This window comes from Streptomyces sp. NBC_01508 (genome assembly GCF_045040315.1).
Classification (GTDB): Bacteria; Actinomycetota; Actinomycetes; order Streptomycetales; family Streptomycetaceae; genus Streptomyces.
This window is the reverse complement of record NZ_CP109419.1, coordinates 1,944,956-1,963,939: the sequence shown is the minus strand read 5'-3', so window position 1 is coordinate 1,963,939 and position 18,984 is coordinate 1,944,956. Positions and strand designations below refer to the sequence as shown.

The following is an 18,984-nucleotide window of genomic DNA, read 5'->3' as shown; positions in this document are numbered from 1 at the left end:
ACGAGCACGATCAGCACCACCCCGTACGACAGAAGGCACGACCCACTGACGAGGGGGAGCGCCCCTCCGCCGCCGCCGGTCCTCGGTAGTGGCCCCCGGAACGGCGCGGCGAACGCCGCTCGCGGCCCACGCCGCCGCCCCGGGAGCTTCGATCGAAGACCGGCCCGCAGGAGCGCTTCTCCGCCTGTCCCCCGCCACACGGGCGCGGGACGAAAGACGACAAACGACGAGTATGGAGAACCACTGGTGGAGAACGAGACCCACTACGCCGAGGCCGTTATCGACAACGGCACGTTCGGCACCCGCACCATCCGCTTCGAGACGGGCCGCCTGGCCAGGCAGGCCGCCGGCTCCGCCGTCGCGTACCTGGACGACGACACCATGGTGCTGTCGGCCACCACCGCTTCCAAGAAGCCCAAGGACAACCTCGACTTCTTCCCCCTCACGGTGGACGTCGAGGAGCGGCAGTACGCGGCCGGCAAGATCCCCGGCTCGTTCTTCCGCCGCGAGGGCCGGCCCTCCGAGGACGCGATCCTCACCTGCCGCCTCATCGACCGCCCGCTGCGCCCCTCCTTCAAGAAGGGCCTGCGCAACGAGATCCAGATCGTCGAGACGATCATGGCGCTCAACCCCGACCACCTGTACGACGTGGTCGCGATCAACGCAGCCTCCTGCTCCACGCAGCTGGCCGGTCTGCCCTTCTCCGGCCCGATCGGCGGCACCCGTGTCGCCCTGATCAAGGGCCAGTGGGTCGCGTTCCCGACGCACACCGAGCTTGAGGACGCCGTCTTCGACATGGTGGTCGCCGGCCGCGTCCTGGAGGACGGTGACGTCGCGATCATGATGGTCGAGGCCGAGGCCACCCCGAAGACCATCCAGCTCGTCGCCGACGGCGCCGAGGCTCCCACCGAGGAGATCGTCGCCGCCGGTCTGGAGGCCGCGAAGCCCTTCATCAAGGCGCTCTGCAAGGCCCAGGCCGACCTCGCCGCCAAGGCCGCCAAGCCCACCGGCGAGTTCCCGGTCTTCCTCGACTACCAGGACGACGTCCTTCAGGCCCTGACGGCCGCCGTGAAGAGCGAGCTGTCGCAGGCGCTCACCATCGCCGGCAAGCAGGACCGCGAGGCCGAGCTGGACCGCGTCAAGGAGCTCGCCGCCGAGAAGCTGCTCCCGCAGTTCGAGGGCCGCGAGAAGGAGATCTCCGGTGCGTACCGCGCGCTGACGAAGTCCCTGGTCCGCGAGCGTGTCATCAAGGACAAGGTCCGCATCGACGGCCGCGGCGTCACGGACATCCGTACGCTCGCCGCCGAGGTCGAGGCCATCCCGCGCGTGCACGGTTCCGCGCTGTTCGAGCGTGGCGAGACCCAGATCCTGGGCGTCACCACCCTCAACATGCTCCGCATGGAGCAGCAGTTGGACACCCTCTCGCCGGTGACCCGCAAGCGCTACATGCACAACTACAACTTCCCGCCGTACTCCGTCGGTGAGACCGGCCGCGTCGGTTCGCCGAAGCGCCGCGAGATCGGCCACGGAGCGCTCGCCGAGCGCGCCATCGTGCCGGTGCTGCCGACGCGCGAGGAGTTCCCGTACGCGATCCGCCAGGTCTCCGAGGCGCTGGGCTCCAACGGCTCGACGTCCATGGGCTCGGTCTGCGCCTCCACCATGTCGCTGCTGAACGCCGGTGTGCCCCTCAAGGCCCCCGTCGCCGGTATCGCCATGGGCCTGATCTCCCAGGAGATCGACGGCAAGACGCACTACGTCGCCCTCACCGACATCCTCGGTGCGGAGGACGCCTTCGGCGACATGGACTTCAAGGTCGCCGGTACGAAGACGTTCGTCACCGCGCTCCAGCTCGACACCAAGCTCGACGGCATCCCCGCCTCGGTCCTGGCCGCCGCGCTGAAGCAGGCCCGCGACGCCCGCCTCCACATCCTCGATGTGATGAACGAGGCCATCGACGTCCCGGACGAGATGTCCCCGAACGCCCCGCGGATCATCACGGTCAAGATCCCGGTGGACAAGATCGGTGAGGTCATCGGCCCCAAGGGCAAGATGATCAACCAGATCCAGGAGGACACCGGCGCCGATATCACGATCGAGGACGACGGCACCATCTACATCGGTGCCGCCGACGGACCGGCCGCCGAGGCCGCCCGTGCCACGATCAACGGCATCGCCAACCCGACCATGCCGGAGGTCGGCGAGCGCTACCTGGGTACGGTCGTCAAGACCACCACCTTCGGCGCGTTCGTGTCGCTGCTCCCCGGCAAGGACGGTCTGCTGCACATCTCGCAGATCCGCAAGCTCGCCGGCGGCAAGCGCGTCGAGAACGTCGAGGACATCCTCGGTGTCGGCCAGAAGGTCCAGGTCGAGATCGCCGAGATCGACCAGCGCGGCAAGCTCTCCCTGATCCCCGTGATCGAGGGCGAGGACGAAGAGAAGAACGACAAGCAGGACGACCAGAAGGACGAAGCCTCCCAGTGACGTTTCGTAGTTCCACGACGACGGCCCGCACCTCCTCGGAGGTACGGGCCGTCGCCCGTACCCAAACTCTCCTGGAGGGTCAGAACGGCATCGGCACCGTCCGCCGCACGACCCTCCCCGGCGGCCTGCGCGTCGTCACCGAGACCCTGCCGTCCGTACGGTCGGCGACCTTCGGCATCTGGGTACAGGTCGGCTCACGCGACGAGACGCCCACACTCAACGGCGCCACCCACTACCTGGAACACCTCCTCTTCAAGGGCACCAACAAGCGCAGCGCCCTCGACATCTCCTCCGCCATAGACGCGGTCGGCGGCGAGATGAACGCCTTCACGGCGAAGGAATACACCTGCTACTACGCACGCGTGCTCGACACCGACCTCCCCCTCGCCATCGACATCGTGTGCGACATGCTCACGGGCTCGCTCATCGAGGCCGAGGACGTCGACGCCGAGCGCGGCGTCATCCTCGAAGAGATCGCCATGACCGAGGACGACCCGGGCGACTGCGTGCACGATCTCTTCTCGCACACGATGCTCGGCGACACCCCCCTCGGCCGCCCCGTCCTGGGCACCGTCGACACCGTCAACGCGCTCGACCGCGCCCGGATCGCCCGCTTCTACAAGAAGCACTACGATCCGACGCACCTGGTCGTCGCCGCCGCGGGCAACGTCGACCACGCCACCGTCGTACGGCAGGTACGCCGCGCCTTCGAGAAGGCCGGCGCCCTCTCCCGTACGGACGCCGTCCCCGTCGCCCCCCGCGAGGGCCGCCGCGACCTGCGCACCGCCGGCCGCGTCGAGCTGCTGAACCGCAAGACGGAGCAGGCGCACATCGTCCTCGGCATGCCGGGCCTCTCCCGCACCGACGAGCGCCGCTGGGCCCTCGGGGTCCTCAGCACCGCCCTGGGCGGCGGCATGAGCTCCCGGCTCTTCCAGGAGGTACGGGAGAAGCGCGGCCTCGCCTACAGCGTGTACTCGTACACCTCCGGCTTCGCCGACTGCGGACTCTTCGGCGTCTACGCGGGCTGCCGCCCCAGCCAGGTCCACGACGTGCTGAAGCTCTGCCGCGACGGCCTCGACCAGGTCGCGTCCGAAGGACTCAGCGACGAGGAGATCGGCCGCGCCGTCGGGCAGCTCTCCGGCTCCACCGTCCTCGGCCTGGAGGACACCGGCGCGCTGATGAACCGCATCGGCAAGAGCGAGCTGTGCTGGGGCACCCAGATGTCCGTGGACGACATGCTGGCGCGGATAGCGGCCGTCACCCCCGACGACGTCCGCGCGGTGGCACGCGACGTGCTGGGACAGCGCCCCTCGCTGTCGGTCATCGGGCCCCTCAAGGACAAGCAGGCCGACCGTCTCGACGAAGCGGTCGCCTGACCCACCGTCCTCCCCAGCCTCCTAAGGAAGCAGAGCGATGAGCACCAAACTGCGGGTGGCCGTTCTCGGCGCCAAGGGCCGGATCGGCTCCGAGGCCGTACGGGCCGTCGAGGCCGCCGACGACCTGGAACTGGTCGCGGCCCTCGGCCGGGGCGACAAACTGGAGACCCTCGCCGACACGGGGGTCCAGGTCGCCGTCGAACTGACCACCCCCACCGCGGTGATGGGCAACCTCGACTTCCTCGTACGCCACGGCATCCACGCCGTCGTCGGCACCACCGGCTGGACCGACGACCGCCTGACGCAGCTTCGGACGGTGCTCGCGGGCTCCCCGGAGACGGGCGTGCTCATCGCGCCCAACTTCTCCATCGGAGCCGTCCTCACCATGCGGTTCGCCCAGGCGGCGGCCCGCTACTTCGAGTCAGCCGAAGTCGTCGAGCTGCACCACCCGAACAAGGCCGACGCCCCGTCGGGCACCGCCACCCGCACCGCCCAGCTGATCGCCGCCGCCCGCGCCGAGGCCGGCTCCGCGCCACAGCCCGACGCCACGGTCACGGCGCTGGACGGGGCGCGCGGCGCGGACGTCGACGGGGTCCCGGTGCACTCCGTACGGCTCCGAGGACTGCTGGCGCACCAGGAGGTCCTGCTCGGCGCCGAAGGGGAGACCCTCACCATCCGGCACGACTCCCTGCACCACAGCAGCTTCATGCCGGGGATCCTGCTCGGCGTCCGCCAGGTGGTCCGCACGCCCGGCCTCACCTTCGGCCTGGAGCACTTCCTCGATCTGAACCTGCCGGACTGACAGCCGTGCGCGCCAAGATCATGTACTTCGTCATGGCGGCCGTCCTCGTCGGCTACTTCGTCCTGGCCGGCGGGCGCGGCGTCGCGCTCATCGGGATCGGCACGCCGCTGACGGTCACGTTCGGGATCGCCGTCCTGGTGCTGCCGGTCATCGGCGCCTGGTTCCTCTGGCAGAACACCCGGTTCGTCCAGCGGGCCAACCGGCTCGCCGCCGAGTTGGACGCCGAAGGCGGCCTGCCGGTCGACGAACTGGTGCGCACCGCGGGCGGACGCGTCGACCGGGCGTCGGCGGACGCCGTCTTCGCCGCCCGCCGCGCCGAGACCGAGGACACGCCGGGGGACTGGCGCTGCTGGTTCCGTCTCGCTGTCGCCTACCGCGACGCCGGCGACACCCCCCGGGCCCGCGAGGCCATGCGGCACGCGATCACGCTGTACGGGGCGAACCCGGCGACAGCCGCGCGATGACGCCCCGCTGAGCCGCCGCTCCGACAACAACGCGACCAGGGCGAGCAGTTCGTAACGGTCGAACTGCTCGCCCTGGTCGGATCGCTCAACTCGGGACTACGGGGCGCCTGTTCAGGCGCGCCGGTACTCGTCGCCCCACGCCTCGACGGAGTCCGCCGCCCGGTCGAAGGCCTCGGAGCGCGACAGGAAGTCCGCGTTGCGATCGGTGAGCAACAGCCGCTTCTCGCCGTCACGGAGCACAAGCAGGAGCGCCTGCCCCTGCACCGTCCGAGGCAGCCCCAGCCAGCGCACCGGCTGTTGCACCGTACGGACCTCCACGGCCTCGTCCCACGACACGGTCCTCGTCATGAGCGGTCCCACGCGTCGTACGCCGTGCCGGCTGACCCACGCGCCCACGCGCAGCAGCCGCAGCGCCGCGGCGATCATCACCAGCGCGATACCGAGGCACAGGGCGGCGCCGGACACCGCCCCGGCGAACGCGATGATCATCGTCGCGAGCAGCACGAAGGAGGCGAGCAGCAGAAGCAGCGCCGACGCGCCCACGCGCCACGGTCCCGGGCGGTAGGGGCGGCGCCAGCGGTCATGGTCGTCGAACGGCAGCGCGACATCATCGGTGGTCGCGTCAAACGCACGGTCGGCCGTCAGGAAGGGCAGGGGCACGACTGATCCTCACTCACAAGCACGCTCGATCGGGCGGTGCTGGCTGAGGTTATCGAGGAGCACCCGGGCACGACCACTCAGGGGGGCCGGACGGGTCAGCGGTCCTGGGACGCCTCGGACCGCTGGTCCTGTCCGGAGGACTGGCCCGATTCGAGGGACGGCAGCCCGAACAGCAGCGAGCCCGCGAGCCCGGCCGCGACGACGAGCCCGACAAGTGTGCGACTCATCAACTCGGACCGGCTGATCCGTTGTCTGGGAGGTGGAGTGACGTTACTGCGGAAGCTGTCGGCCTCGGCGACGAATGCGAACGGGACGGCCTCACGCCGACGGAACATGGGGGGAGAACTCCTTGCGGTGTCGCGACTCGATGTCTGGGCGGCGGCGCCCGGAGTGACTCGGTGCCGCTACTGAGTCAGACGCGTGGGACGGTCGTTTGGTGCCCGATTTCACCGAAATGACGAACAACAGCACGAGGTACGCACGCGCGTCGGCGACAGCCACCCGTACGGTCCCACGCGGCCGGAGTTGTCAGTGCCGGGTCGTAGAGTGGGCGCCGCCCGTGAGACGTGACAGGAAGGACCCCCGCCGGTGAGTGAGACCCCCGCCGAGACCAAGCCCAGCTTCCGCAGTGAGGTGACCGTCGACCTGGTGAAGCACACCGCGGGCGACTCGGACGTCCTGTGGGCCGCACGCGTCTCCACCGCGGGCGAGCAGTCCCTGGAAGAGCTGTCGAAGGACCCCGAGCGCTCGAAGGGCCTCATCAACTTCCTGATGCGCGACCGCCACGGCAGCCCGTTCGAGCACAACTCGATGACCTTCTTCATCAGCGCCCCGATCTTCGTCTTCCGCGAATTCATGCGGCATCGGGTCGGCTGGTCCTACAACGAGGAATCGGGGCGCTACCGCGAGCTCCAGCCCGTCTTCTACGTCCCCGACGCCTCGCGCAAGCTCGTCCAGGAGGGCCGCCCCGGGAAGTACGTCTTCGTCGACGGCACCCAGGAGCAGCAGGACCTCACCGAGCGCGCGATGACGGAGTCGTACCGCCAGGCGTACGAGGCGTACCAGGAGATGCTGGCGGCCGGCGTCGCCCGCGAGGTGGCCCGCGCGGTGCTGCCCGTTGGCCTGTACTCGTCGATGTACGCGACGTGCAACGCACGCTCGCTGATGCACTTCCTCGGGCTGCGCACCCAGCACGAGGCGGCGAAGGTGCCGTCCTTCCCGCAGCGGGAGATCGAGATGGTCGGGGAGAAGATGGAGGAGCAGTGGGCGCGGCTCATGCCGCTCACGCACGCCGCCTTCAACGGCAACGGCAGGGTGGCTCCGTAGGGCGCCGGTGGGCTTCGGTGGGTGTCCGCAGGGCTGTCATTGCGCACAGATGTACGGACTCTGGCGGGAAGTGTCCGGATTGCGGCGTTTCGAGAAGTTCATCTAGGCTGATCAAACGGACCCGGCACTGCCTGAACCCCCGAGCAGTCAGTGCCGGGCTCCGTACACTGGGCCTCAGGGGAGAGCTTTTCCCCCCGTACCACGGGCAGCTCCTCAGCCCCCCACCACCCAGAGCCCGCATCGGTACCGCGGGTCCACGACCTGCCCGTGTGCCCCCGAGGGGACACGCCGAGCCGAGCAACGAGTAGCGTGTTACCCATGGCTCCGATCTCCACTCCGCAGACCCCCTTCGGGCGGGTCCTCACCGCCATGGTCACGCCCTTCACGGCGGATGGCGCACTCGATCTCGACGGCGCCCAGCGACTCGCCTCCCATCTGGTGGACGCAGGCAACGACGGCCTGATCATCAACGGCACCACCGGCGAGTCCCCGACCACCAGCGACGCGGAGAAAGATCAGCTCGTACGGACCGTCCTGGAAGCGGTCGGAGACCGGGCACACGTCGTCGCAGGTATCGGCACGAACGACACCCGGCACAGCATCGAACTCGCCCGCACCGCCGAACGCACCGGCGCACACGGCCTGCTCGCCGTGACCCCGTACTACAACAAGCCTCCGCAGGAAGGCCTCTTCCAGCACTTCACAGCCATCGCCGACGCCACCGAGCTGCCGGTGATGCTGTACGACATCCCGGGCCGCAGCGGCGTTCCCATCGACACCGAGACACTCATCCGTCTCGCCCAGCACCCGCGTATCGTCGCCAACAAGGACGCCAAGGGCGACCTCGGCCGAGCCAGCTGGGTCATCGCACAGACCGGCCTCCCCTGGTACTCGGGCGACGACATGCTCAACCTCCCGCTCCTCGCGGTCGGCGCCATCGGCTTCGTCTCCGTCGTCGGCCACGTGGTCACACCGGAACTACGCGCCATGCTCGACGCGCACGTCTCGGGCGACGTCCAGAAGGCCACGGAGATCCACCAGAAGCTGCTCCCCGTCTTCACCGGCATGTTCCGTACGCAGGGAGTCATCACCACGAAGGCGGCGCTCACCCTGCAACAGCTGCCGGCCGGCCCGCTGCGCCTCCCGCTCGTCGAGCTCACGGAGCACGAGACGGCGCAGCTCAAGATCGATCTCGCCGCCGGCGGGGTAGAGCTGTGACTGAGGCTTCGCCTTCGCCTTCACGAGCACGGTTCATGAACCGGGTTTCATGAATATCGAAAATATCGAACTTCACAACTGAATAACCGAACACACGAAAAGTGCTGGGCATTCGCCCACTCGGACAACAAGCAAGTGCAACAGCAAGTGCACGAATGTCATGCGCGCCACGTGCCCCAGCGGTACGTGGCGTGTGTGGTGAGGAGAGTCTTTTGAGTCATCCGCATCCCGAACTCGGCGCCCCGCCGAAGCTGCCCAAGGGCGGCCTACGCGTCACCCCGCTCGGTGGCCTGGGCGAAATCGGCCGTAACATGACGGTCTTCGAATACAACGGCCGTCTGCTGATCGTCGACTGCGGCGTCCTCTTCCCCGAAGAGGAACAGCCGGGCATCGACCTGATCCTGCCGGACTTCACCACCATCCGTGATCGCCTCGACGACATCGAGGGGATCGTCCTCACACACGGCCACGAGGACCACATCGGTGGTGTCCCCTTCCTGCTCCGGCTGAAGGCGGACATCCCCCTGATCGGCTCCAAGCTGACCCTCGCCCTGATCGAGGCCAAGCTCCAGGAGCACCGCATCCGCCCGTACACCCTCGAAGTGACCGAGGGCCATCGCGAGCGCATCGGCCCCTTCGACTGCGAATTCGTCGCGGTGAACCACTCGATCCCGGACGCGCTGGCCGTCGCCATCCGTACCCCTGCGGGAATGGTGGTCCACACCGGCGACTTCAAGATGGACCAGCTTCCGCTGGACCGCCGGCTGACCGACCTGCCGACCTTCGCCAGACTCGGCGAGGAGGGCATCGATCTGCTGCTGTCCGACTCGACCAACGCCGAGGTGCCGGGCTTCGTCCCGCCCGAGCGGGACATCTCGAACGTACTGCGGCAGGTCTTCGGCAGTGCCCAGAAGCGGATCATCGTGGCGAGCTTCGCCAGCCACGTCCACCGCATCCAGCAGATCCTCGACGCGGCACACGAGTACGGCCGCAGGGTCGCGTTCGTCGGCCGCTCGATGGTCAGGAACATGGGCATCGCCCGAGACCTGGGTTACCTCAAGGTCCCGGCCGGCCTCGTGGTCGACGTCAAGACGCTCGACGACCTCCCGGACAGCGAGGTCGTCCTCGTCTGCACCGGCTCCCAGGGCGAACCGATGGCCGCGCTCTCGCGCATGGCGAACCGCGACCACCAGATCCGGATCGTCCCCGGCGACACGGTGATCCTGGCGTCGTCCCTCATCCCTGGTAACGAGAACGCGGTCTACCGCGTGATCAACGGCCTGACCCGATGGGGCGCCAACGTCATCCACAAGGGCAACGCCAAGGTCCACGTCTCGGGCCACGCCTCGGCCGGCGAGCTCCTGTACTTCTACAACATCTGCAAGCCGAAGAACCTGATGCCCGTGCACGGCGAATGGCGCCATCTGCGCGCCAACGCCGAACTCGGCGCGCTGACCGGGGTCCCCAAGGACCACATCGTCATCGCCGAGGACGGAGTGGTCGTCGACCTGGTCGACGGCAAGGCCAGAATCGTCGGCAAGGTCCAGGCGGGTTACGTGTACGTCGACGGGCTCTCGGTCGGCGACGTGACCGAGACATCCCTCAAGGACCGCCGCATCCTGGGCGACGAGGGCATCATCTCCGTGTTCCTGGTGGTGGATTCGACGACCGGCAAGGTCGTGGGCGGCCCCCACATCCAGGCGCGAGGCTCCGGCATCGAGGACTCCGCCTTCGCCGCCGTCATCCCCAAGATCGAGGAGATCATCGGGAAGTCGGCATCGGACGGCGTCGCCGAGCCACACCAACTCCAGCAACTGGTGCGGCGATCGGTGGGCAAGTGGGTCTCCGACACCTACCGCCGACGCCCGATGATCCTGCCTGTGGTCGTCGAGGTCTGACCTCGGGCTCGACCTCAACACCGGAGCGGGGCCCCCGATTTGCTTCGGGGGCCCCGCTCCAGTAGGTTTACGGCTCCACCTGAACGGGAACGCCGGGGCAGGCATGTGCCTGGAGCGGCGTACCGGACTGGGTGGAAATTCCGACTCAGAATCTCTGATAAAGTCGGATTCGCCGAAAGAGAAACGCGAAAGCGGATATTCGAAAGCGTTCCCGTCGACTGGGAATCAGGCGCCGAAAGGTTCTGATAGAGTCGGAGACGAAGGAAAGCAAGACCGAAGGGAAGCCCGGAGGAAAGCCCGAGAGGGTGAGTACAAAGGAAGCGTCCGTTCCTTGAGAACTCAACAGCGTGCCAAAAGTCAACGCCAGATATGTTGATACCCCGACCTCGTCCACTTCTGTGGATTGGGTTGAGGTTCCTTTGATAGAAACACAGCGAGGACGCTGTGAACGGTTGGCCTTATTCCGGTCGACTGTTCCGCTCTCGTGGTGTCACCCGATTACGGGTAAACATTCACGGAGAGTTTGATCCTGGCTCAGGACGAACGCTGGCGGCGTGCTTAACACATGCAAGTCGAACGATGAAGCCTTCGGGTGGATTAGTGGCGAACGGGTGAGTAACACGTGGGCAATCTGCCCTGCACTCTGGGACAAGCCCTGGAAACGGGGTCTAATACCGGATAATACTGTGCCCCTCATGGGGGACGGTTGAAAGCTCCGGCGGTGCAGGATGAGCCCGCGGCCTATCAGCTTGTTGGTGGGGTAATGGCCTACCAAGGCGACGACGGGTAGCCGGCCTGAGAGGGCGACCGGCCACACTGGGACTGAGACACGGCCCAGACTCCTACGGGAGGCAGCAGTGGGGAATATTGCACAATGGGCGAAAGCCTGATGCAGCGACGCCGCGTGAGGGATGACGGCCTTCGGGTTGTAAACCTCTTTCAGCAGGGAAGAAGCGAAAGTGACGGTACCTGCAGAAGAAGCGCCGGCTAACTACGTGCCAGCAGCCGCGGTAATACGTAGGGCGCAAGCGTTGTCCGGAATTATTGGGCGTAAAGAGCTCGTAGGCGGTCTGTCACGTCGGGTGTGAAAGCCCGGGGCTTAACCCCGGGTCTGCATTCGATACGGGCAGACTAGAGTGTGGTAGGGGAGATCGGAATTCCTGGTGTAGCGGTGAAATGCGCAGATATCAGGAGGAACACCGGTGGCGAAGGCGGATCTCTGGGCCATTACTGACGCTGAGGAGCGAAAGCGTGGGGAGCGAACAGGATTAGATACCCTGGTAGTCCACGCCGTAAACGTTGGGAACTAGGTGTTGGCGACATTCCACGTCGTCGGTGCCGCAGCTAACGCATTAAGTTCCCCGCCTGGGGAGTACGGCCGCAAGGCTAAAACTCAAAGGAATTGACGGGGGCCCGCACAAGCAGCGGAGCATGTGGCTTAATTCGACGCAACGCGAAGAACCTTACCAAGGCTTGACATACACCGGAAAGCATCAGAGATGGTGCCCCCCTTGTGGTCGGTGTACAGGTGGTGCATGGCTGTCGTCAGCTCGTGTCGTGAGATGTTGGGTTAAGTCCCGCAACGAGCGCAACCCTTGTTCTGTGTTGCCAGCATGCCCTTCGGGGTGATGGGGACTCACAGGAGACCGCCGGGGTCAACTCGGAGGAAGGTGGGGACGACGTCAAGTCATCATGCCCCTTATGTCTTGGGCTGCACACGTGCTACAATGGCCGGTACAATGAGTTGCGATACCGCAAGGTGGAGCGAATCTCAAAAAGCCGGTCTCAGTTCGGATTGGGGTCTGCAACTCGACCCCATGAAGTCGGAGTTGCTAGTAATCGCAGATCAGCATTGCTGCGGTGAATACGTTCCCGGGCCTTGTACACACCGCCCGTCACGTCACGAAAGTCGGTAACACCCGAAGCCGGTGGCCCAACCCCTTGTGGGAGGGAGCTGTCGAAGGTGGGACTGGCGATTGGGACGAAGTCGTAACAAGGTAGCCGTACCGGAAGGTGCGGCTGGATCACCTCCTTTCTAAGGAGCATCTAGACCATCGGACCCTTGGGTTGGGTGGTCCAAGAACCATTTCGTCGGCACCTGTCCGACGGTGGTCGCTCATGGGTGGAACGTTGACTATTCGGCACAGTGAGTCTGTGGTGTTTGCGAGTACTGCCCTTTCGGGGGCGTGGAAAGTGGATGCGGTGGGTTTGCTGGGCCGGGCGCGCTGTTGGGTGTCTGAGGGTACGGGCTGCGTGAGCTGCTTGTGTCTTCGGTTGCCGGCCCCGGTGAACTCACTGTGTATGCGGTGGGGTGGCGGGTGGTTGGTCGTTGTTTGAGAACTGCACAGTGGACGCGAGCATCTGTGGCCAAGTTTTTAAGGGCGCACGGTGGATGCCTTGGCACCAGGAACCGATGAAGGACGTGGGAGGCCGCGATAGGCCCCGGGGAGCTGTCAACCGAGCTTTGATCCGGGGGTGTCCGAATGGGGAAACCCGGCAGTCGTCATGGGCTGTCACCCGCTGCTGAACACATAGGCAGTGTGGAGGGAACGAGGGGAAGTGAAACATCTCAGTACCCTCAGGAAGAGAAAACAACCGTGATTCCGGGAGTAGTGGCGAGCGAAACCGGATGAGGCCAAACCGTATGTGTGTGATACCCGGCAGGGGTTGCGCATGCGGGGTTGTGGGAGTGCACTTGATCAGTCTGCCGGCTGGTCGGAGAGTCAGAAACCGTACAGGTAGGCGAAGGACATGCGAAAGGTCCGGCGTAGAGGGTAAGACCCCCGTAGCTGAAATCTGTGCGGCTCTCTTGCGTATTTCCCAAGTAGCACGGGGCCCGAGAAATCCCGTGTGAATCTGGCGGGACCACCCGCTAAGCCTAAATATTCCCTGGTGACCGATAGCGGATAGTACCGTGAGGGAATGGTGAAAAGTACCGCGGGAGCGGAGTGAAATAGTACCTGAAACCGTGTGCCTACAAGCCGTGGGAGCGTCGCGCGAGGAACTTGTTCCTCGCGTCGTGACTGCGTGCCTTTTGAAGAATGAGCCTGCGAGTTTGCGGTGTGTTGCGAGGTTAACCCGTGTGGGGAAGCCGTAGCGAAAGCGAGTCCGAACAGGGCGACATAGTAGCGCGCTCAAGACCCGAAGCGGAGTGATCTAGCCATGGGCAGGTTGAAGCGGCTGTAAGAGGTCGTGGAGGACCGAACCCACCAGGGTTGAAAACCTGGGGGATGACCTGTGGTTAGGGGTGAAAGGCCAATCAAACTCCGTGATAGCTGGTTCTCCCCGAAATGCATTTAGGTGCAGCGTCGTGTGTTTCTTGCCGGAGGTAGAGCACTGGATAGGCGATGGGCCCTACCGGGTTACTGACCTTAGCCAAACTCCGAATGCCGGTAAGTGAGAGCACGGCAGTGAGACTGTGGGGGATAAGCTCCATGGTCGAGAGGGAAACAGCCCAGAGCATCGACTAAGGCCCCTAAGCGTACGCTAAGTGGGAAAGGATGTGGAGTCGCAGAGACAACCAGGAGGTTGGCTTAGAAGCAGCCACCCTTGAAAGAGTGCGTAATAGCTCACTGGTCAAGTGATTCCGCGCCGACAATGTAGCGGGGCTCAAGCGTACCGCCGAAGTCGTGTCATTCGTACATGTAGCCTCAACGGGCGTGCGGATGGGTAGGGGAGCGTCGTGTGCCGGGTGAAGCCTCCGCGGAAGCGAGGGGTGGACGGTTCACGAGTGAGAATGCAGGCATGAGTAGCGATACACACGTGGGAAACGTGTGCGCCGATTGACTAAGGGTTCCTGGGTCAAGCTGATCTGCCCAGGGTAAGTCGGGACCTAAGGCGAGGCCGACAGGCGTAGTCGATGGACAACCGGTTGATATTCCGGTACCCGCTTTGAAACGCCCAGTATCGAATCAGGCGATGCTAAGACCGTGAAGCCGTCCTGGAGCCTTCGGGCAAAGGGGAGTGGTGGAGCCGTCGGACCAGACTTGTAGTAGGTAAGCGATGGGGTGACGCAGGAAGGTAGTCCAGCCCGGGCGGTGGTAGTCCCGGGGTAAGGGTGTAGCCCGAGAGATAGGCAAATCCGTCTCTTGTTGAGGGTGAGACCTGATGCCGAGCCGATTGTGGTGAAGTGGATGATCCTATGCTGTCGAGAAAAGCCTCTAGCGAGTTTCATGGCGGCCCGTACCCTAAACCGACTCAGGTGGTCAGGTAGAGAATACCGAGGCGTTCGGGTGAACTATGGTTAAGGAACTCGGCAAAATGCCCCCGTAACTTCGGGAGAAGGGGGGCCATTTCTGGTGATCATCTTTACGGTGTGAGCTGGGGGTGGCCGCAGAGACCAGCGAGAAGCGACTGTTTACTAAAAACACAGGTCCGTGCGAAGCCGTAAGGCGATGTATACGGACTGACGCCTGCCCGGTGCTGGAACGTTAAGGGGACCGGTTAGTCACATTTCGGTGTGGCGAGGCTGAGAACTTAAGCGCCAGTAAACGGCGGTGGTAACTATAACCATCCTAAGGTAGCGAAATTCCTTGTCGGGTAAGTTCCGACCTGCACGAATGGCGTAACGACTTCTCGACTGTCTCAACCATAGGCCCGGTGAAATTGCACTACGAGTAAAGATGCTCGTTTCGCGCAGCAGGACGGAAAGACCCCGGGACCTTTACTACAGTTTGATATTGGTGTTCGGTTCGGCTTGTGTAGGATAGGTGGGAGACTGTGAAGCTTGGACGCCAGTTCAGGTGGAGTCAACGTTGAAATACCACTCTGGTCGTGCTGGATGTCTAACCTGGGTCCGTGATCCGGATCAGGGACAGTGTCTGATGGGTAGTTTAACTGGGGCGGTTGCCTCCTAAAGAGTAACGGAGGCGCCCAAAGGTTCCCTCAGCCTGGTTGGTAATCAGGTGTTGAGTGTAAGTGCACAAGGGAGCTTGACTGTGAGACCGACGGGTCGAGCAGGGACGAAAGTCGGGACTAGTGATCCGGCGGTGGCTTGTGGAAGCGCCGTCGCTCAACGGATAAAAGGTACCCCGGGGATAACAGGCTGATCTTCCCCAAGAGTCCATATCGACGGGATGGTTTGGCACCTCGATGTCGGCTCGTCGCATCCTGGGGCTGGAGTCGGTCCCAAGGGTTGGGCTGTTCGCCCATTAAAGCGGTACGCGAGCTGGGTTTAGAACGTCGTGAGACAGTTCGGTCCCTATCCGCTGCGCGCGCAGGAGTCTTGAGAAGGGCTGTCCCTAGTACGAGAGGACCGGGACGGACGAACCTCTGGTGTGCCAGTTGTCCTGCCAAGGGCATGGCTGGTTGGCTACGTTCGGGAGGGATAACCGCTGAAAGCATCTAAGCGGGAAGCCTGCTTCGAGATGAGGACTCCCACCCACTTGATGGGGTAAGGCTCCCAGTAGACGACTGGGTTGATAGGCCGGATATGGAAGCACCGTGAGGTGTGGAGTTGACCGGTACTAATAGGCCGAGGGCTTGTCCTCAGTTGCTCGCGTCCACTGTGTTAGTTCTGAGACAACGAACAGTCCGTGACATCATCCGGTTGTTCAGCAGTTTCATAGTGTTTCGGTGGTCATTGCGTTAGGGAAACGCCCGGTTACATTCCGAACCCGGAAGCTAAGCCTTTCAGCGCCGATGGTACTGCAGGGGGGACCCTGTGGGAGAGTAGGACGCCGCCGAACAATCTTTAGCCTCAGTCCCCGGACCATGTCCGGGGGCTGAGGCATTTCTGCGTTCAAAAGCCTTTTCGTGTCGTCAGTTTTCAGCACGTCGCGCTTCGGGTATGATCTATCTCGTTGCCGCGCCCCAATAGCTCAGTCGGTAGAGCGTCTCCATGGTAAGGAGAAGGTCTACGGTTCGATTCCGTATTGGGGCTCCAGCAAGAAGAAGGGCCCCGCCGGGTGGCGGGGCCCTTCTTCGTTGTCGGCTTCGTCGCCGGACCATGCGGCCCCGTCAGTTCTTCTGCGGCTCCGGTACACGCATCGCCAGAATCGCCATGTCGTCCGACGCCGGCTCCGCCGCGAACCTCTCCACCGCGCGCAGGACCCGTGAGGCGACGGCGCCGGCCGTGAGGCCCGTACAGCCCGTCAGTACGTCGATGAGGCCGTCGTCGCCCAGCATGCGGGTGCCCTCGCGGCGTTCGGTGACGCCGTCGGTGACGCAGAGGAGGACGTCGCCCGGTTCGAGGGTGACCATCTGCTCGTACAGCTCCAGGTCGTCCATGACTCCGAGCAGCGGTTGCGGGTCCGCCGCCGCCTCCACGGTGCCGTCCTGACGCAGACGCAGCGGCAGCGGGTGTCCGGCGCAGACGACCTTGAGGACGGCGCTGCCGTCGTCCTGCGGCCACAACTCCCCGTAGAGCAGCGTCAGGAAGCGGCTGCGGGCGCCCTCGTCGAGGATCGCCGCGTTCAGCCGCTCCAGGACCGCCGGGCCGCTGAAGCCCTCGCGGGCGAGGAGGCGCAGCGCGTGCCGGGCGAGACCGGTCACCGCCGCGGCTTCCGGGCCCGTGCCGCAGACGTCGCCGATGGCGAAGCCGTACGCGCCGTCGCGGATCGGGAAGAGGTCGTAGAAGTCGCCGCCCACCTCGTTGCCTTCGCCCGCCGCGCGGTAGATGACCTCGACCTCGACGTTGGGCACCTGCGGCAGTTCCGGCGGCAGCAGGCTGCGTTGGAGGGACTGGCTGATGGCCATGCGCTCCGAGTAGAGGCGGGCGTTGTCGAGGGCGAGCGCCGCCCGGCGCGACAAGTCCTCGGCCAGTTCCAGGATTTCCTGGCGGAAGTGGTCGTCGGACGGCTTGCCGAGAGTCAGCATCCCGATCACGCGGTTTCGGGCGACGAGAGGCAGTACAACGGTCTCTCCGCCCACCGCGGCGGCCGTGGCCAGCGTCGTACCGATTCCGGAGGAGACGGGCGTGGAGGCCCCTCCCAGCTCCCTCATGGACGTACGGAGCGCGGCCTGGTGCGCGGCGTCGGCCGGGCCAGTCCAGACGCGGGCGCCGGGAGTCGGGACCGGTTCGGGCGGATCGATCTTGGAGAGCAGGGCCTTGAGGCCGTCGATGCGCTCCTCGTCCTCGTGCAACACGTAGGACAGGTACGGGTCCGACGCCTGGTCCGCGATGGTGTAGACCGCGCACCAGGTGGCGAGGGTGGGCACCGTCATCTGGGCCATCAGCGCGAGCGTCTGGTCCCGGTCGAGGGTGCCGGCCAGCAGGTCGGAGGCTTCGACGAGGAAGGAGAGCGAGCCGCGCCGGAGGCGTTCGAGCTCGCCGAGACGGGCCGACTCGACGGCCAGCGCGATGCGGTCGGCCGCGAACTGCAGGCGCAGGGCCTCTTCGTTGGAGTACCGGCCCGCGGCTTCGGCGGCGACGCCGAGGGAGCCGGTGAGCCGGCCCTCGACCTTGAGCGGGACGGTGACGACGGAGCGCATGCCGGTGCCGTTGAGCAGCGGCACGGCTCCGGGGACGATGGCCAGATCCTCGTGGACGGCGGGCATCCGGGCGGAGCCGTACCGCCCCGTGCCGGCCTCCACCGGGACGCGGGCGAAGCGCTGTCGGGCCGAGGGGAGGCCGGTGGTGGCCCGTACCTCCAGCTCCGTCTCGTCGTCGGTGGCGAGCAGGAGGAAGGCGGAGTCGCCTTCGAGCATGTCGCGGGCGCGTTCCACGGTGCGCTGGAGCAGGCTGTCGAGGTCTTCCGGGGCCGGTGAGCCGATGAAGATCTCGAAGGGGTCGACGGTGCGGCTCTCGGCGCCCGCCTCCGTCGCGGGGGCGCGCTGCGGGGTCTGGATGACGGCGCGTTCGTCGTCGCGTACGAGGAGGCAGACGGTGGACGGCTCGCCGTTGGTGTCGCGCACCCGCAGGTGGGAGGCGTAGACGGGGATGACTCTGCCGTCGCTGCCGCGGATGCCGTAACTGCCCTCCCAACGGGAGAGGAGCAGCGCCTCGACGATGCCGGTGCCGATGCCAGGGGTGTGCGGCCAGGCGGCGAACTCGGTGAGGGGTTTGCCGACGACCTGGTCGGCCGGGTAGCCGAAGAGGTGTTCCGCGTCCTCGTTCCAGGTGGATACGGCGCCGGTTCCGTCGATCTGGACGACGGCGACCCGGACCCGTTCGTCGGTGACCGGGAGGAGCGCGTTCGGGATGACGGGGCCGGCGGACCGGGCGCCCACGGGGCGGTCGGGCAGGTCGAGCTGGAACCAGACCTGTTTGTGCGTCGGGGTGTAGTCGACGCCCCAGCGTGAGGCCAGTGCCGCGCAGAGCAGCAGTCCGCGGCCGTTCTCCCGGTCGGGGCTGCCGAGCGACAGCCCCGTTCCCTGCATCGGGATCTCGCGTTCGGGATAGCGGTCGGAGACTTCGACGCGGACGCCGTCCTCCGTACGGAGGCAGAGCACGTCCGCCGACGTGCCTGCGTGGATGACGGCATTGGTGACGAGTTCGCTGGTGAGGACCACGGCGTCGTCCACGACGTCGGAATGGCCCCAGCCCTGGAGCGTGTCACGGACAAAGGCGCGGGCGGTCGCGACGGACCGCCCGACAGGGTCGAAGCTGGCAGCCGCCCGCGCGGTGATCACAGAACTCCTCGTACGCGTCTCGACGCCCGGCTCTGCCATGATTCGGCCCCGCCCTCCCGGTGCCCGGTGGTAGTACGTTCGCCACGCCGCCCCCGCCGGGCAGACCGGGACGGTTGGACAGCCGGATGCCAGGTTACTTACCTTCGCTGCGAGGTTGGATGCCGGTCACCACTGTTTCCACCCACCGG

At 65.7% G+C, this 18,984-nt stretch carries 10 protein-coding genes, 1 tRNA gene and 3 rRNA genes; 11 read left to right on the top strand and 3 right to left on the bottom strand.

Annotated features, from left to right (window positions below):
- Positions 1–246 precede the first annotated feature (246 nt).
- From OG700_RS08850 to OG700_RS08835, 4 genes are read left to right on the top strand one after another with little or no spacing between them, the layout of a single operon-like run.
- On the top strand, positions 247–2,481 hold the full coding sequence (locus tag OG700_RS08850) for a polyribonucleotide nucleotidyltransferase (RefSeq protein ID WP_405611487.1): 2,235 nt from the start codon (positions 247–249) through the stop codon (positions 2,479–2,481).
- Positions 2,478–3,857 (top strand): M16 family metallopeptidase, encoded by a 1,380-nt coding sequence (locus OG700_RS08845; protein ID WP_405611484.1) that lies wholly within the window; start codon positions 2,478–2,480, stop codon positions 3,855–3,857. Before OG700_RS08850 ends, OG700_RS08845 begins: the two co-directional genes overlap by 4 nt.
- 37 nt (positions 3,858–3,894) lie before the next feature.
- Positions 3,895–4,659: a 4-hydroxy-tetrahydrodipicolinate reductase gene (gene dapB, locus OG700_RS08840; RefSeq protein ID WP_405611481.1), complete on the top strand. Its 765-nt coding sequence runs from the start codon at positions 3,895–3,897 to the stop codon at positions 4,657–4,659.
- Between the two features lie 5 nt (positions 4,660–4,664).
- The gene (locus OG700_RS08835; RefSeq protein WP_405611478.1) at positions 4,665–5,123 is read left to right on the top strand and encodes a hypothetical protein; all 459 of its coding nucleotides are present in this window, start codon (positions 4,665–4,667) and stop codon (positions 5,121–5,123) included.
- A 111-nt stretch (positions 5,124–5,234) separates the two neighbouring features.
- Here OG700_RS08835 and OG700_RS08830 read toward each other — a convergent pair whose 3' ends face one another.
- Both OG700_RS08830 and OG700_RS08825 read right to left on the bottom strand, forming a co-directional pair.
- A complete protein-coding gene (locus OG700_RS08830; RefSeq protein ID WP_405611476.1) occupies positions 5,235–5,783 on the bottom strand; it encodes a hypothetical protein in 549 nt (182 codons plus the stop codon).
- A gap of 95 nt (positions 5,784–5,878) precedes the next feature.
- Complete coding sequence (locus OG700_RS08825) at positions 5,879–6,118, bottom strand: hypothetical protein (RefSeq protein ID WP_405611473.1); 240 nt, start codon at positions 6,116–6,118, stop codon at positions 5,879–5,881.
- Between the two features lie 253 nt (positions 6,119–6,371).
- Here OG700_RS08825 and thyX point away from each other — a divergent pair, with 253 nt between their 5' ends.
- The 7 genes from thyX to OG700_RS08790 all read left to right on the top strand — a co-directional run bounded on the left by thyX (position 6,372) and on the right by OG700_RS08790 (position 16,109).
- Positions 6,372–7,109, top strand: coding sequence for an FAD-dependent thymidylate synthase (gene thyX / locus OG700_RS08820; RefSeq protein ID WP_364488193.1), 738 nt, complete (start codon positions 6,372–6,374; stop codon positions 7,107–7,109).
- A gap of 318 nt (positions 7,110–7,427) precedes the next feature.
- Positions 7,428–8,327 carry a 4-hydroxy-tetrahydrodipicolinate synthase gene (gene dapA / locus OG700_RS08815; protein WP_405611469.1) on the top strand — a complete coding sequence of 300 codons (900 nt, stop codon included), beginning with the start codon at positions 7,428–7,430 and terminating at the stop codon, positions 8,325–8,327.
- Between the two features lie 212 nt (positions 8,328–8,539).
- Positions 8,540–10,225 carry a ribonuclease J gene (locus OG700_RS08810; protein WP_383647694.1) on the top strand — a complete coding sequence of 562 codons (1,686 nt, stop codon included), beginning with the start codon at positions 8,540–8,542 and terminating at the stop codon, positions 10,223–10,225.
- A gap of 511 nt (positions 10,226–10,736) precedes the next feature.
- A 16S ribosomal RNA gene (locus OG700_RS08805) occupies positions 10,737–12,260 on the top strand.
- 330 nt (positions 12,261–12,590) lie between these two features.
- Positions 12,591–15,714, top strand: a 23S ribosomal RNA gene (locus OG700_RS08800).
- An 81-nt stretch (positions 15,715–15,795) separates the two neighbouring features.
- Positions 15,796–15,912 (top strand): 5S ribosomal RNA (gene rrf, locus OG700_RS08795).
- The 16S, 23S and 5S rRNA genes sit together here with 1 tRNA gene alongside, the layout of an rRNA operon.
- A gap of 121 nt (positions 15,913–16,033) precedes the next feature.
- Positions 16,034–16,109: transfer RNA gene (locus OG700_RS08790), tRNA-Thr, on the top strand.
- Positions 16,110–16,183: 74 nt separating this feature from the next.
- On the opposite strand, the gene OG700_RS08785 is transcribed toward OG700_RS08790, so the two are convergent.
- Entirely contained in the window at positions 16,184–18,835 is a 2,652-nt protein-coding gene (locus OG700_RS08785; RefSeq protein ID WP_405611465.1) for a SpoIIE family protein phosphatase, read from the bottom strand.
- Positions 18,836–18,984: the final 149 nt, after the last annotated feature.

Excerpts from the sequence above, each read along its gene's own strand:
- OG700_RS08785 (WP_405611465.1), bottom strand. The coding sequence starts at position 18,835 with ATGGCAGAGCCGGGCGTCGAGACGCGTACGAGGAGTTCTGTGATCACC.
- OG700_RS08825 (WP_405611473.1), bottom strand. The coding sequence starts at position 6,118 with ATGTTCCGTCGGCGTGAGGCCGTCCCGTTCGCATTCGTCGCCGAGGCC.
- dapB (WP_405611481.1), top strand. The coding sequence starts at position 3,895 with ATGAGCACCAAACTGCGGGTGGCCGTTCTCGGCGCCAAGGGCCGGATC.
- dapA (WP_405611469.1), top strand. The coding sequence starts at position 7,428 with ATGGCTCCGATCTCCACTCCGCAGACCCCCTTCGGGCGGGTCCTCACC.